This window comes from Cellulomonas wangsupingiae, from assembly GCF_024508275.1.
Lineage (GTDB): Bacteria > Actinomycetota > Actinomycetes > Actinomycetales > Cellulomonadaceae > Cellulomonas > Cellulomonas wangsupingiae.
Genome location: NZ_CP101989.1, coordinates 2,443,009 through 2,457,569, shown reverse-complemented (window position 1 = coordinate 2,457,569; position 14,561 = coordinate 2,443,009). Strand labels below are relative to the sequence as shown.

General features: G+C 73.1%; 14 protein-coding genes and 1 tRNA gene. 7 read left to right on the top strand and 8 right to left on the bottom strand.

Features of this window, described 5'->3' with window-relative positions; genetic code table 11:
• Positions 1 to 132 precede the first annotated feature (132 nt).
• From NP075_RS11440 to NP075_RS11425, 4 genes are all read left to right on the top strand, one after another.
• Positions 133 to 1,371, top strand: a complete 1,239-nt coding sequence (locus tag NP075_RS11440) for a sugar ABC transporter substrate-binding protein (protein ID WP_227563333.1) — start codon at positions 133 to 135, stop codon at positions 1,369 to 1,371.
• 123 nt (positions 1,372 to 1,494) lie between these two features.
• Positions 1,495 to 3,138: an ABC transporter permease subunit gene (locus tag NP075_RS11435; RefSeq protein WP_227563329.1), complete on the top strand. Its 1,644-nt coding sequence runs from the start codon at positions 1,495 to 1,497 to the stop codon at positions 3,136 to 3,138.
• 1 nt (position 3,139) lies between these two features.
• Positions 3,140 to 4,048 carry a sugar ABC transporter permease gene (locus NP075_RS11430; RefSeq protein WP_227563328.1) on the top strand — a complete coding sequence of 303 codons (909 nt, stop codon included), beginning with the start codon at positions 3,140 to 3,142 and terminating at the stop codon, positions 4,046 to 4,048.
• A gap of 49 nt (positions 4,049 to 4,097) precedes the next feature.
• Positions 4,098 to 5,387, top strand: a complete 1,290-nt coding sequence (locus NP075_RS11425; RefSeq protein WP_256790998.1) for a deoxyguanosinetriphosphate triphosphohydrolase — start codon at positions 4,098 to 4,100, stop codon at positions 5,385 to 5,387.
• 25 nt (positions 5,388 to 5,412) lie between these two features.
• On the opposite strand, the gene NP075_RS11420 is transcribed toward NP075_RS11425, so the two are convergent.
• Positions 5,413 to 5,775, bottom strand: coding sequence for a YciI family protein (locus tag NP075_RS11420; RefSeq protein ID WP_372456681.1), 363 nt, complete (start codon positions 5,773 to 5,775; stop codon positions 5,413 to 5,415).
• A 128-nt stretch (positions 5,776 to 5,903) separates the two neighbouring features.
• Here NP075_RS11420 and dnaG point away from each other — a divergent pair, with 128 nt between their 5' ends.
• The gene (gene dnaG / locus NP075_RS11415; RefSeq protein WP_256790997.1) at positions 5,904 to 7,862 is read left to right on the top strand and encodes a DNA primase; all 1,959 of its coding nucleotides are present in this window, start codon (positions 5,904 to 5,906) and stop codon (positions 7,860 to 7,862) included.
• A 21-nt stretch (positions 7,863 to 7,883) separates the two neighbouring features.
• Here the strand turns inward: dnaG and NP075_RS11410 are convergent, their stop codons facing one another.
• From NP075_RS11410 to NP075_RS11400, 3 genes are all read right to left on the bottom strand, one after another.
• The gene (locus tag NP075_RS11410; RefSeq protein ID WP_227563325.1) at positions 7,884 to 8,678 is read right to left on the bottom strand and encodes a transglutaminase-like domain-containing protein; all 795 of its coding nucleotides are present in this window, start codon (positions 8,676 to 8,678) and stop codon (positions 7,884 to 7,886) included.
• Between the two features lie 321 nt (positions 8,679 to 8,999).
• Positions 9,000 to 9,518, bottom strand: a complete 519-nt coding sequence (locus NP075_RS11405) for a phage holin family protein (protein ID WP_227563324.1) — start codon at positions 9,516 to 9,518, stop codon at positions 9,000 to 9,002.
• 153 nt (positions 9,519 to 9,671) lie between these two features.
• Positions 9,672 to 10,358, bottom strand: coding sequence for a TetR/AcrR family transcriptional regulator (locus NP075_RS11400; RefSeq protein WP_227563323.1), 687 nt, complete (start codon positions 10,356 to 10,358; stop codon positions 9,672 to 9,674).
• A gap of 129 nt (positions 10,359 to 10,487) precedes the next feature.
• Between NP075_RS11400 and NP075_RS11395 the strand changes: the two genes are divergently transcribed.
• A complete protein-coding gene (locus NP075_RS11395; protein WP_227563322.1) occupies positions 10,488 to 11,225 on the top strand; it encodes an SDR family oxidoreductase in 738 nt (245 codons plus the stop codon).
• Positions 11,226 to 11,281: 56 nt separating this feature from the next.
• Entirely contained in the window at positions 11,282 to 12,172 is an 891-nt protein-coding gene (locus tag NP075_RS11390) for an SDR family NAD(P)-dependent oxidoreductase (RefSeq protein ID WP_227563321.1), read from the top strand.
• A gap of 194 nt (positions 12,173 to 12,366) precedes the next feature.
• Here the strand turns inward: NP075_RS11390 and NP075_RS11385 are convergent.
• From NP075_RS11385 to NP075_RS11370, 4 genes are all read right to left on the bottom strand, one after another.
• Positions 12,367 to 12,439 (bottom strand) — tRNA-Asn (locus NP075_RS11385).
• A 78-nt stretch (positions 12,440 to 12,517) separates the two neighbouring features.
• Entirely contained in the window at positions 12,518 to 13,030 is a 513-nt protein-coding gene (locus NP075_RS11380; protein WP_227563320.1) for a hypothetical protein, read from the bottom strand.
• Positions 13,031 to 13,086: 56 nt separating this feature from the next.
• Entirely contained in the window at positions 13,087 to 13,770 is a 684-nt protein-coding gene (locus NP075_RS11375) for a phosphatase PAP2 family protein (protein ID WP_227563319.1), read from the bottom strand.
• 41 nt (positions 13,771 to 13,811) lie between these two features.
• A complete protein-coding gene (locus NP075_RS11370) occupies positions 13,812 to 14,522 on the bottom strand; it encodes a phosphatase PAP2 family protein (protein ID WP_227563318.1) in 711 nt (236 codons plus the stop codon).
• Between the last annotated feature and the right edge of the window lie 39 nt (positions 14,523 to 14,561).

Here is a 14,561-nt window from a genome sequence, read left to right as displayed (position 1 = left end):
AGATGGTCAGAAAGCGTAGCCTGAAAGTTACCGCAACGGTTTGCATGAGGGGGTGCACCGCGCCTAACGTCGCGGTATAGGCCAGCGTCGGCGTTCTGCCGACGCGGCGGGGGACGACAACAGGAGACAACGATGCGACGAGGCATCCCGGCCGCTGCGGTGACGCTCGGCCTCGTGCTGGCGCTCACGGCGTGCAGCGGGTCAGGCGACGACAGCACCGGAGGCGCCACCTCCGAGACCACGGCAGGTGGCGGGGCGTCCGAGGACGCCCTGGTCATCTGGGTCGACGAGACGCGGCAGGCCGCCGTGGAGAGCGCCGCCCAGGCGTTCGAGGACGAGAACGACGTGGCCGTCGAGGTCGTGCTCAAGAACTTCGAGGACATCCGCACGGACTTCCTCGCCCAGGTCCCGACCGGCGAGGGTCCCGACCTCACCGTCGGTGCGCACGACTGGCTGGGCGAACTCACGACGAACGGCGTGGTCGCGCCGATCGAGCTCGGTGACACGGCCGGCGAGTTCCTCCCGATCGCGATCGAGGCGTTCACGGAGGACGGGCAGGTCTACGGGCTGCCCTACGCCATCGAGAACGTGGCCCTCATCCGCAACACCGCGCTCGCGACCGAGGCGCCGTCGACGTGGGACGCCGCCGTCGCCGCCGGCCAGGCCGCCGGCACGCCCTACCAGGTCCTCATCCAGACGGGCACCGAGGGCGACCCGTACACGTACTACCCGCTGCAGACGTCCTTCGGTGCGCCGGTGTTCGTGCAGAACGAGGACGGCACCTACACGTCCGAGCTGGCCATGGGCGGCGCACCGGGCCAGGCGTTCGCGACCTGGCTGCAGGCGCAGGGCCAGGCGGGCACGCTGTCCACGGACATCACCTACGACATCGCGGTCGAGGCGTTCAAGAACGGCGAGTCGCCCTTCATCATCGGCGGCCCGTGGATGATCGAGCAGTTCGAAGGCCTCGAGCTGTCGATCGACCCCGTCCCGTCGGCCGGTGGTGAGCCGGCGCAGCCGTTCGTGGGCGTCCAGGGCTTCTACGTCTCGGCGCAGAGCGACAACGCGCTGCTGGCGAACGACTTCCTCGTGAACTACGTCGCGACCGACGAGGTCCAGCTGGCGCTGTACGAGGCGGGCAACCGCCCGCCGGCGCTGGCCTCCGCCGCCGAGGAGGCGTCGGCCGACCCGATCACCGCCGGCTTCCTGGCCGTCGGCGAGGACGCGCTGCCGATGCCCTCGATCCCCGAGATGGGTTCCGTCTGGGCCTTCTGGGGCGTCACCGAGGCGAACATCCTCTCGGGCGCGGCCGAGCCCGTCGCGGCCTGGGACAAGATGATCGCCGACATCCAGGCGGCCATCGGGTCCTGACCCGCACCGGTCGCACCGCGGTCCGTCCGCGGTGCGACCGGTCCCGGAACCCGGCGCTCCCGGCGCCGGGTCCCCACCTTCCGGCGCTCTGCCGCGCCGAACCGACCGCACGGAAGGCGCACGATGCCCACCCAGCCCACCCTGACCGGCGACGCCACGGGCCCCACGGGGACCCCCGGCGGCACGTCCGGTCCTCCGGCGTCGCCCACGCGTGACCGCCAGGGCCCGTCCCGCGGTCCCGTGCGTCCCGGGACCCTCGTGAAGATCGCGCTGATGGCGGTCATCAACGCCCTCGGTGTCTTCGGGATCCTCGCCGCGTGGCGCGAGGGCCACATGGGCATCCTCGCGTCGATGGTCGTGCTCCTCGTGGTCGCGGACTGGGTGTACTTCTCGCGGCGCACGCTGCCGCTCAAGTACGTCCTGCCCGGCCTCGCCTTCCTGCTCGTCTTCCAGGTGTACGTCGTCGGCTACACCGGCTGGGTGGCGTTCACCAACTACGGGGACGGCCACAACTCCACCAAGGAGCAGGCCGTCGAGGCGCTGCTCATCCAGAACGAGCGCCGTGTCGAGGGGTCCGCGACGTACCCCTTGACGGTGGTGGAGCGCGGGGGCGCGCTCGGCTTCGCCATCGTCGACGACGGTGAGGCGCAGGTCGGCACGGCCGACGACCCCCTGAGCCCCGAGCCGGACGCGACGGTCGACGACGACCGTGTCACCGAGGTGCCCGGTGCCACCGTCCTCAGCCGGCAGGAGGTCCTGCAGCGGCAGGCCGAGGTGACGAGCCTGCGCGTGCCGTTCTCGGACGACCCGAACGACGGGTGGGTGCGCACGCAGGACGCCCGCACCGGCTTCGTCGCCGTCCCGTCGCTGGAGTGGGACCCCGAGGCCGACACCATGACCGACGTCGTGACCGGCACCGTCTACCACGCGACGTCCGACGGGTCGTTCCGGTCGGACGACGGCGAACGCCTCAACGTCGGCTGGCGCGTGATGGTCGGGTTCGACAACTTCCGCACCGCGTTCGGCGACGAGCGCTACGCCCAGCCGTTCGTGAAGATCCTCCTGTGGACCTTCGCGTTCGCCATCCTGTCGGTCGTCTCGACGTTCCTGCTGGGGCTGTTCCTCGCGATCACCTTCAACGACACGCGCGTGCGCGGCCGCAGGCTCTACCGCACCCTGCTGATCTTCCCGTACGCGATCCCGGGGTTCCTCGCCGCGCTGCTGTGGTCGGGGATGCTCAACCGCTCGTACGGCTTCGTCAACCAGGTGCTGCTGGGTGGGGCCGCGGTGCCCTGGCTGACGGACCCCTGGCTGGCGAAGGCGTCGGTGCTCGGGGTGAACCTGTGGCTCGGCTTCCCGTACATGTTCCTCATCTGCACCGGCGCGCTGCAGTCGCTGCCGGGCGACGTGCTGGAGGCGGCCAAGGTCGACGGCGCGGGCGCGTGGCGCACGTGGCGCTCGGTGACGCTGCCACTGCTCCTGGTCGCCACGACGCCCCTGCTGATCTCGTCGTTCGCCTTCAACTTCAACAACTTCACGCTCATCTACATGCTCACCCGCGGAGGCCCGCGCTTCGCCGACGCGTCCGTGCCGCTCGGGCACACGGACATCCTCATCTCGATGGTGTACTCCGTGTCCGGCCTGGACGGCACCGCCGCCAAGAACTACGGCCTGGCGAGCGCGTTGTCGATCGTCATCTTCGTCATCGTCGCGACGATCTCGGCGATCACGTTCAAGCGGACCAAGCAGTTCGAGGAGATCAGCTGACATGGTCACCACCGACGTCACGCCCTCGTCCCGCACCGCGTCCCGGGGCGACACGAACCGCATGCCGCGCAGCCGGTGGTTCGCCGAGCTCGGCTGGCGCCACCTCGTCGGCGTCGTCGCGGTCGCGTACGCGCTCTTCCCGATCGTCTACGTGATCTCGGCGTCGTTGTCCGAGGGCGGCACGCTGACCGGCTCCAACGACCTGTTCGCGGAGGTCAGCACGGCCAACTACGAGGCGCTCGGCGGCACGCTGTTCTGGACGTGGCTCGCCAACTCGCTGCAGATCGCGATCGCGACGGGCGTCGGGACCGTGCTGATGGGCGCCGCTGCGGCGTACGCCTTCTCACGCTTCCGGTTCACGGGCCGCCGAGCCGGCCTGACCTCGCTGCTCATCATCCAGATGTTCCCGCAGATGCTCGCCTTCGTGGCGATCTTCCTGCTGCTCATCACCCTGGGCAACGTCGTGCCCGCGCTGGGGCTCAACAGCAAGCTCGCGCTCATCGCCGTCTACCTCGGCGGTGCGCTCGGGGTGAACACCTTCCTCATGTACGGGTTCTTCAACACCGTGCCGCGCGAGATCGACGAGGCCGCCAAGATCGACGGAGCCACGCACGCGCAGACGTACTGGACCATCATCCTGCGGCTCGTCACGCCGATCCTCGCGGTGGTCGCGCTGCTGTCCTTCATCAGCACGTTCGGCGAGTTCATCATCGCCCGGCTCGTGCTGCAGTCGGAGCGCAACTGGACGGTGGCCGTCGGGCTCTTCGGCTGGGTGTCGGCGCTGCTCGAGGCGAACTGGGGGCTGTTCGCGGCCGGGGCGGTCATCTCCGCGCTGCCGGTGCTGCTGCTCTTCCTGTTCCTGCAGAAGTACATCGTCGGAGGCCTGACCGCGGGGGCCGTCAAGGGGTGATCGGCGGACGTCCGGCAGCCGGGTGGTCACGCGCCTCTACGCTGGTCGCGTGACCGCTCCCGACCTCCTCGCCCACGACGTCGACGGGTACGCCGACGCCGACCGCGAGCGCTGGGTCCACGAGGGCGAGAAGTCGCGCGAGCGCACCCCGTTCGAGCGCGACCGCGCCCGCATCGTGCACTCCTCGGCGCTGCGCAGGCTCGGCGCGAAGACGCAGGTGCTCGGCCCGTCGTCCGACGACTTCGTGCGCACCCGGCTGACGCACACGCTCGAGGTCGCGCAGGTCGGGCGGGAGATCGGCAAGGCCCTCGGGTGCGACCCGGACGTCGTCGACACCGCGTGCCTCGCGCACGACCTGGGCCACCCGCCGTTCGGCCACAACGGCGAGCGGGCGCTCGCCGACCTCGCGCGCGGCATCGGCGGGTTCGAGGGCAACGCCCAGACGCTGCGGCTCCTGACGCGCCTCGACCCCAAGGTCGTCGCCCCGGACGGCCGCTCCGTCGGGCTGAACCTCTCGCGCGCCAGCCTCGACGCGTCCGTGAAGTACCCGTGGCGGTACGGCCAGGGACCGATCAGCCCGGCGAGCGGACGGCCGACGCACAAGTTCGGCGTCTACGAGGACGACCTGCCCGTGTTCGAGTGGCTGCGCGCCGACGCACCGCCGGGACGCAAGTGCCTCGAGGCGCAGGTCATGGACCTCGCCGACGACATCTCCTACTCGGTCCACGACGTCGAGGACGCCGTGGTCGGCGGGCGGCTGGACCTCGCGGTGCTGACCCGTCCCGACGAGCGGGCACGCGTCGTCGAGGCCGTGGACACCTGGTACGGCGCCCAGGTCACCGCGGCGGAGCTCGAGGGCGCGATGGACCGGCTCGTCGCGGCCCGGCTCTGGGGCCGCGGGTTCGACGGGTCGCGCGGTGCGCTGGCCGTCCTCAAGGACGCGACGAGCCAGCTGATCGGCCGGTTCGCGAAGGCGGCGCAGCAGGCCACGCGCGCGAGGTACGGCGACGGGCCACTGACGCGCTACGCGGCCGAGCTGGTCGTGCCGCACGAGACTCTCGCGGAGATCCTCGTCCTCAAGGGTCTCGCGGTGGCGTACGTCATGGCGCCGCGCGAGCTGGAGCCGGTGTACCAGCGGCAGCGGGAGGTCCTCACCTCGCTGGTCGAGGTGCTCGCCGACCGCGGGCCCGACGCCCTGGAGCCGCCGTTCGCCGCGGACTGGCGCGCCGCCGACGACGACGCGCAGCGGTTGCGCGTCGTCGTCGACCAGGTGGCCTCCTTGACCGACGTCTCGGCGGTCGCGCTGCACGCGCGGCTCGTCCACCCCCCGCGGCACTGAGCGGGCGCCGCGAGGCGCCGTGGGGTCAGTCGCCGCCGTCCAGCGGCCACACCGGCCGCACCTCGATCCTGCCCGCCCGGGCCATCGGGTGCGCGGCCGCGATCGCGACGGCCTCGTCCAGGTCGGCCGCCTCGATGACGTCGTAGCCGGCGATGTGCTCGCGGGTCTCGGCGAACGGGCCGTCGGTGAGCAGGACGTCGTCGCCTCGCCGGCGGACGGTCGTGGCCGCCTCGACCGGCCGCAGCCGGTCGCCGTGCCGCCAGACGCCGCGTGCGTCCACGTCGGCACCCCACTGCTCGGTCGTCAGGTCGCCCGGTGCGGCGTCCTCGCCCTCGGGGTCGGTGCAGATGAACAGGATGTACTCCACGTCGTCCTCCTCGTGCCTCACGGGCGCGGGTCCGCCCGTCACCGCCATGACGCGCGGCACCGGAGACATTCGACACCACGGGCGGCGCCGGGCGCGTCGGACGGTCGACGCGTCCCTCGCGCGCCCCGCCGCCGCCTAGACTCACGGTCGTGGCCGGACGGATTCTGCGGGAGGACGTGGAGGCCGTCCGCGAGCGCGTCCACATCGAGGAGATCGTCGGTGCGCACGTCGCGCTGCGGTCCGCGGGCGTCGGCTCGCTCAAGGGGCTGTGCCCCTTCCACGACGAGCGGTCGCCGTCGTTCCACGTGCGCCCGCAGGTGGGCCGGTACCACTGCTTCGGCTGCGGCGAGGGCGGGGACGTCATCGCGTTCGTGCAGAAGGTCGACGGCCTGGGCTTCACGGACGCCGTCGAGTACCTGGCGTCGCGCGCCGGCATGCAGCTGCGGTACGAGGAGGGCGGCGGACCGTCGCGACCGGGCGAGGAGCCGGGCCGTCGGCGCCGTCTGCTGGACGCCCACCGCATCGCCGAGGAGTTCTACCGCGAGCAGCTCGTGCTGCCGGCCGCGGCCGCGGCCCGCGCGTTCCTCGCCGAGCGCGGGTTCGACCGCTCGGCGGCCGACGACTTCGGTGTCGGGTTCGCCCCGCAGGGGTGGGACGGGCTGCTGCGGCACCTGCGCGGCCGGGGCTTCACCGAGGCCGAGCTGACGGTGTCGGGCCTGGTCAGCCAGGGGCAGCGCGGCATCTACGACCGCTTCCGCGGGCGCCTGGTGTGGCCCATCCGCGAGGTCACGGGGGAGACCGTCGGGTTCGGCGCGCGGCGGCTGTTCGACGAGGACACCGGGCCGAAGTACCTCAACACCCCGGAGACCCCGCTGTACCGCAAGTCCCACGTGCTCTACGGCATCGACCTGGCCAAGCGGGAGATCTCCCGGGAGAAGCAGGTCGTCGTCGTCGAGGGGTACACCGACGTCATGGCGATGCACCTGTCCGGGGTCCGCACCGCGGTGGCGACCTGCGGCACGGCCTTCGGCCCGGACCACGCGCGCATCGTGCGTCGGCTCGTCGGCGACTCCGGCAGCGCGGGCGGCGTGCAGCTCGCCGGCGGGTCGTCGGTCGGCGGCGAGATCGTCTTCACGTTCGACGGCGACGCGGCCGGCCAGAAGGCCGCCCTGCGGGCGTTCGGCGAGGACCAGGCCTTCACGGCCCAGACGTTCGTGGCCGTCGAGACGTCCGGCATGGACCCCTGCGAGCTGCGGCAGGCGCGCGGTCCGGACGCCGTGCGCGCCCTCGTGTCGTCGCGCCAGCCCCTCTTCGAGTTCGTGATCCGCTCGACGCTCGCCGCGCACGACCTGCGGACCGCCGAAGGACGCGTGGGTGCACTGCGCGCCGCGGCGCCGGTCGTCGCGGGCATCCGCGACTCGGCCTTGCGGCCCGAGTACGAGCGTCTGCTGGCGGGGTGGCTCGGCATGGACGACGTGGCCGGTGTGCGGCGCGCCGTCGCCGACGCGCGGCGTGCGCCGCGCCAGGCCCCGCGCGGCGGGTCGGACCGGGACGCCGGCCGCCGGCCGGGGAGCTCGTCCGACGGGGCACCCACCCCCGTGCCCGTGGCCCGCATGGCCGTGCCCGACCGCCGCGACCCCGTCGCGCAGGTCGAGCGCACGGCGTTGGAGGTGGTGCTGCAGCACCCGACGCTCGTGCCCGCGGAGTTCGACGCGCTGGCCCCCGACGCGTGCACCGCGCCCGCCTACCGGGCGGTCCACGAGGCCGTGCGTGCCGCCGGCGGCATCGCCGCTGCGCGCGACGTCGTCGCGCGCGGTGGCGAGACGGCGTGGGTCGGTGCCGTGCTGGAGGAGGCGGCCGAGCCCGTGCACGCTCTGCTCACGGAGCTGTCGGTCTCGCCGCTGCCCGAGGACCGCCCGCAGTCGCTGCCCGGCTACGTGCGCGGCGTCGTCCTGCGCCTCGTCGACATCGGGGTCACGCGCCGCATCGCCGACGTCCGCGGCCGTCTCCAGCGGCTGGGGGACGACGCGGACCCGGCCGAGCAGCGCGCGCTGCTCGGCGAGCTGCTCGAGCTCGAGGCACAGCGCCGGGGCCTGCGCAGCGCCTGACGCCCCGGTGCCGCGCGCGGGTCAGCGCAGGGCCACGAGCCCCGTGCCGTCGTCCACCGGCCGGGTGTCGGCCACCGCGGTCACCGTCATCGAGCGCAGCCGCAGGCTCCCGCCGTAGTACGACAGGAACGCCGTGTCGGTGGCGTCGCGGCCGGTCGCGATGCGCAGCAGGGACTCCCGCGGCGCCAGGCGTGTCGCGTCGACCACGTACCAGGCGCCGTCCACGTACGCCTCGGCGACCGCGTGGAAGTCCATCGGCTTGAGGCCCGGCGCGTACACCGACGCGAGGCGCGCCGGCACGTCGCACGCCCGCAGCAGCGCGACGACGAGGTGCGCGAAGTCCCGGCACACGCCGCGCCGCTTGAGCAGGGTGTCGGTGGCACCGTCGGTCGGCAGGCTCGACCCGGACAGGTACGTCACGTGCTTGCTCACCCACGTCACGACGGCGTCCAGCAGGTCGGCGCCGGACAGGCCGCGGAACTGGTCGCGGGCGAACGCCAGGAGGCGGTCGGAGTCCGCGTACCGGCTGGGACGCCGGTACTCGACCAGGTCGACGTCCTCGACGGGCGGCGCCTCGCACTGCCCCGTGACCCTCGCCTGGTAGTCCACGACGACCCGGCCCGCCGGCGCGAGGATGCGGTGCATGCGCCCACCGTGCGGCGTCTTGATCTCCTGCACGTCGAGCGGGTCGTCGTCGGAGCGGGCGAACAGCACCTCGCTGCGCTCGTACGGGCCCTCGGCGACGGCGACGCAGAGCAGCAGCTCGAGCGGTGCGTGCACGTCGAGCGAGAGGTGGGCGGCCACGGAGCGCAGCACGGACGACGCATCCTTCCCCGACCAGGACGGGTCGGACGACGGGTGGTGACGGGGGGTCGACAACGTGTCCGGAACCTCGCCGGCGATGGCGGAGGGCACCCGGACGAGGGCACGGCGAAGCAGGGGCGAGGCGGGGGTGTGGTCCCGTGACGAGCGGGAGTGAGGCAAGTGTGAGGCTCATGAGGTCGTTCGTCCAGCCCTGCTCCTCACCGATGCATCGGTGCAGGTCAGAGCCGTGATCCCGGTGGGCGGAGCCGGTTGCGCGGGGGAGCCTCCCCCCGCGGTCTGCGCCGGCCGCGGGGCCGGTGCGCGCGGCTGCGCTCAGCCGCGCGCAGGCTCCGCGTCGTCGGTCCGTCCACGGCGCCGCTCCCGCAGCAGCACGAAGGGCAGGGTGAACGTCGCGAGCGCGGTGACCGCCCAGACGATGATCGTGGCGAGCACCCAGGTCGCGGCGCCGTCGATGCGCAGCCCGTCGGTCAGCAGGTGCGCCAGCAGCAGCGCGACGAACGTCGAGACCAGCCCGATGCCGCCGAGGAACGCCGGGGCGTACCGGGTGCTCATCTTGAGGATGAACGGCGAGAGCACCGACTGCGCGACCGCGAACACGACGACCGTGACGATGAACCCCGATGCGGTGACGGTGAAGTCGTCGAGCGCCGCGGCCGCCGCGAGCAGCCCGAGGGCGGCCGAGGCGAGGAAGATCAGCGCGCGCAGCAGCAGCCGGACCATGGGGCCAACGTAGACCCGGGCGCTCCGGTGGGCGAGGGAGCGCAGCTGCGGCGGCACGCGCGACCCGTGGAAGATCGTCGGGTTCGGGGTCCACGGGCTGTCGGTCGTCATGCCGTTCGTCCCGGCGCGCTGCACCACGGGCCCGACCGGGGCCCGTGGGTCGACGAGGTGCTGCGGACCCTGGATCCCACCTCGGTGCTCGTCCTCATCGCCGGATCGGTCACGCGCTCGTGCTCGTCGAGTCCCGCGACGTCGTCGGCGGTCCTACCGCGAGGCGCGGTCCATCCACTCCACGAGGAGCGCGCGTTCCGCGTCGCTGAGCCCGGTGAGCTCCGGCGCCATGGCACGCATCGCGACGACGGCGCCGCGCCGCCCGCGGCCGACGTCATCGGCGCCGCCACCGGTGGTGACCGCCGCGATCGTCGCCTCCCGGGCACGCGCTGAGAGATCCGGGTCGCGCTGGTCCTGCGGCATGGAGATGAGGGTGAAGGTGACGCCACAACCCGCGGCGTGAACGAGGTGCGCCGCAGCGCCCTCGCTCATCTGGAGCCGTCCAGCGAGAGCGATGGCGTTGACCTGCCCCGCGAGGATGGCGCCGGCCCGCTTCGCCGCCGGGGTCTGCACGCCGGGCTGCCCCTGGCCGTACGCGAGCGAGTAGAGCGCGGGATGGCTCACCCCGAACTCCACGTGCAGGTCCCAACCCCGCCGGAGGTCCTCGACCGGGTCGCCCGACGGGGTCAGAGCGCCCTTCGTCAGCAGGTAGTCCTCGAACCCGTGCTCGGCGACGGCGTCCAGGAGTGCGCTCATGTCGCCGAAGTGCCGGTAGATGGCGGGCGACTGCACGCCCGCGGCAGCGGAGACCGACCGCGTCGAGACGGCCTCGCGGCCGCCTTCGGCGAGAAGGGCTGCTGCGCTCCGGACGATGCGCTCGCGGGTCGATGCGGTGGCCACCTGGCGATGATAACGGGCCGACGATGGCTACGCCACTACCACCGCCAACATCAAGATGTTGTCAACGGTACTTAGCGGTGCTAGTTTGACGGCGTTATCAACGACACCAACTCGGCCGAGGAGAATCACATGAACGGGACAACGGATCGCGTCGCCATCGTGACGGGAGGCTCGCGAGGCATCGGTCGAGCCGCTGCCGAGCGGCTTGCCGCCGACGGCCTCGCCGTCGTCATCGCGTACGTCGGCAACCAGGCCGAGGCGGACGCCGCAGTGGCCGGCATCCAGGACGCCGGTGGCCGCGCCCTCGCCGTCCGGGCGGACGTGGCCGACGAGGCCGCGGTCGCCGCACTGTTCGACGCGGCGGAACGGCACTTCGGCGGCGTCGACGTCGTCGTCAACGCCGCAGGGGTCATGGTCCTGGCGCCGGTGGCGGACATCGACCTCGTCGCGCTGGACCGCATGCACCGCACCAACGTGCGCGGCACCTTCGTGGTCGGTCAGCAGGCGGCCCGGCGCGTCCGAGGGGGCGGAGCGATCATCAACGTGTCCACGTCGGTGACACGGCTGAGCACCCCCGGCTACGCCGCGTACGCCGCGAGCAAGGCGGCTGTCGAGGCGCTCAGCCTCGTCCTCGCCCGGGAGCTGCGCGGCCGCGACGTCACGGTCAACGCCGTCGCTCCGGGTCCCACGGCGACTGCTCTCTTCCTCGAGGGCAAGAGCGCCGAGCTCGTCGAGCAGATCGCCGCCCAGAACCCGATGGGACGCATCGGCACCCCGGGCGACGTGGCCGAGGTGATCTCCGCGCTGGCCGGCCCCGCGCGGTGGATCAACGGCCAGACGCTCTTCGTCAACGGCGGCCAGGCCTAGGTCCCGCGGGGCCGGTCGTCCGCCACCACCCACACCACCTTTCGAAAGAGGCAATCATGTCGGTCATCCTCATCACCGGTGCCGCCACGGGCATCGGCAACCTCACCGCCAGGCACCTCGCCGCCAGCGGGCACATCGTCTTCGCCAGCATGCGCGGCGTCGACGGACGCAACGCCGCCCACGCCGCGAGCCTCCTCGACACCGCGGCGCGCGACGGCGTCGACCTCCGGGTCGTCGAGCTGGACGTGACGTCGGACGCCTCCGTGCAGGCGGCCGTCGACCGGGTCGTCACCGAGGCCGGCGGGCTCGACGTCGTCGTGAACAACGCGGGCCACCTCAACGTCGGGTACGTCGAGGCATTCACGCCCGACGAGCTCCTGCACCTGATCGACGTCAACACCATCGGCGTCCACCGGGTGAACCGCGCCGTCCTGCCGCACTTCCGCGAGCGGAGGTCGGGCACGCTGCTGTACGTCGGCAGCACCATCCCCGTCACGACGCCACCGTTCCTCGGGCCCTACGTCGTCTCGAAGGCGGCCATGGACGCCCTCGCCGTCACCACGGCCTACGAGGCCAACGCGTTCGGCATCGAGACGGTGATCGTCATGCCGGGCCCGATCACGCAGGGCACCGAGCACTTCCCGAACGCCGGCCGTGCGAGCGACCTCGAGCGGACCAGCGCCTACCGGGCGCTCGACCCGCTGGTCGCCGCGAACGAGCAGGCGACCGCGGGCCTCCTGGGACCCGGACCGCTCCAGGGTGCCGAGGGCGTGGCGAAGGAGGTCGTCCGGGTCCTGGCCCTGCCCTTCGGGGCGAAGCCGTTCCGCACGGTCATCGACGACGCCGACGCAGGGGTCGAGCACGTGAACTGGGCGGCCTACCAGGCGCGCGCCGCCTTCGTGGAGCGGCTCGGCATGGCCGAGCTGCTCCACCCGGCCGCCCCGTAGGCGCGCCACCAGCCCGAGGACGACGGTCACTCGCCTCGTGGCCGAGAGCTCGTAGGTTCACGTCCTGCCCGTCACCGCGCGCAGGGAACCGCGCCGCACGGACCGCCAGGTGCAGTGCCCACGGACGGATCTGGGCCCAGACGACGAACGGCGCCCCTCTCGGGGCGCCGCTCGTCGTCTGACCTGCTGCGATGCTCCCCCGACTGGACTCGAACCAGTAACCCTTCGATTAACAGTCGAATGCTCTGCCAATTGAGCTACGGGGGATCGTGCGGGGAAAACCCTAGCAGGCTCCGGGGTGTGCGGCCGACACGACCGGCGCCCGGGCCGCGGCCGGACGAGGTCTCACGGTGCCAGGCCGGCCTCGGCGCGCACGTGCGCCTCGGCGCGTGCCACGCGGCGGGCCACGTCCGGCTCCTCGAGGTCGACCGTGCTGTCGCCGATGACCTGCGTGAACAGGGCGCCGTCCTCGTCGCGGCGCAGGGCCACGCGCACCGGCGACCCTCCGCCCGGCAGGCTCACGTGCTCCACGTGCACCACCGAGCGCTGGACACGCTCGCGGAACGCCTGCGACAGGTCCCACGCGTCGACGTCCGGTGCCAGCACCAGCTCGGCGCGGGCGCCGCTGACCCAGTGCACCGTGAGCGTGCGGGACGTGGCGTCGAGCGAGCCGCGGTCGACGTCCGCCCACGCGGTGCGCGCGGCGCCGGCGTCCGAGACGAGGTGCAGCGCGCGGCGCGTCGCGACGAGCCACCGCCCGTCGTCGAGGGGAGCGGTCGCGAGGATCGCGTCACCGCGCAGGTCGAGGACGCGTCGCAGGTCGTCGGGCAGCCGGCGTCGCCGGGAGAACAGGGCCACGGCACCACCGTAACCGCGTGCGCCGCCGGGCCCGGCCGCGGGCCGACGGGGCGGCGTCACGTCGTGCGGCGCAGGTAGTTCCACGCGATGACGGCGCACGTCGCGCCGTTGAGGAAGCCGACGACCACGTCGCTGAGCGAGTGCATCCCGCGGTACGTGCGAGCGACGCCGACCGCGACGGGGACGAGCACGCACAGGACGGTCGCCGCCCAGCGGGCCACGGGGTGCGTGATGCGCTGGGCGCCGAAGGCCATGGTCAGGTAGAAGGCGGTCGCCGCGCCCGTGTGGCCGCTCGGGAAGCTCGACGTGGGCGGTGCGTGGTCGAGGTGCTCGACCTCGGGACGCTCCCGGCCCACGACGAGCGCGGAGGTGAGGAAGATCACGGCCTGCACCGCCACCGCCAGGCCGGGGATGATCGCGTACCACCACTGCCTCGTGCGCCACCAGATCAGGGCCATGGCCAGGAGACAGGCACCGATGAGGAACTCGGTCTGCCCGATCGCGGAGAGCACCGTCGTGACGGCGTCGAGCGCGGGTGTCCGCTGCGTGACGAACCACTCGTTGATCGAGGCCTCGGCCGGCAGGCCGCCCAGCGGGCCGGTGACGAGCAGGCCGGTGCCGACGACGACGCACCACAGCGCGGCGGCCGGCAGCAGGACGCGCCGCACGAGATCGCGGCGCACCTGCCGGCCGTCCGGCCTGCTGGTGTCGATCTCGTAGCGGTGCCAGAACGCGTGCACAGGTCCTCCGGGGGTCGGGGTCGCGAGGACCTCGGGCGGGATCACGGGGAGTCGGCGGCGGTCGGGGTGGCGGCCGGCGCGCGGCCGCCTGCGGGCGCGGCGGCACGGTGGCGGAAGCCGACGAACGACGCGGCGGCGATGGCGGTGCCCAGGACGATGCCCGCGACGACGTCGGTCGGGTGGTGGACACCCAGCAGCACCCGGTCGGCGGCGGTCGCGAGGACCAGGACCCCGGCCGTCGTCGGGACGACCACGCGCGCCGTGCGCCCGAGGACCGGCCACACCAGCACGGTGAGCGCCACGGCGACCACGGTCGTGTTCGTGGCGTGCCCGGACGGGAAGCTCGAGCCGGGGACGTGGGCGACCGCGTCGTCGATCACCGGCCGCGTGCGCTGGACGAGGCCCTTGGCGGCGAGCTGCAGCACCCACCCGGCGGCGACGGTCGTCGCGGCCCACACGACCCGGTCGTGCAGTCGGTGGCGGCGCCAGGCCCAGACGCCCACCGCGGGCACGAGCACCAGGTTCAGCCAGCGGGCAGCGAAGACCTCCTGCCAGACGAGGAGCACGGTCCGCAGGGTGGGCGACCGGCGCGTGACGTCGGTCGCCCCGACGACCGCGGCCTCGTCGAGTCGCACCAGGGTGCCCGACTCGCCGCGCACCACGACGGCCAGCACGACGACGGGGAGCGTGACGGCGGCGCCCAGCGCGGCGGCCCGCAGCAGGGCGCGGCGACGGTCGCGGGCGGCGAGCATGGCGAGACAGTAGGGGTGGCCCGCGGGTCCCGCACGCCG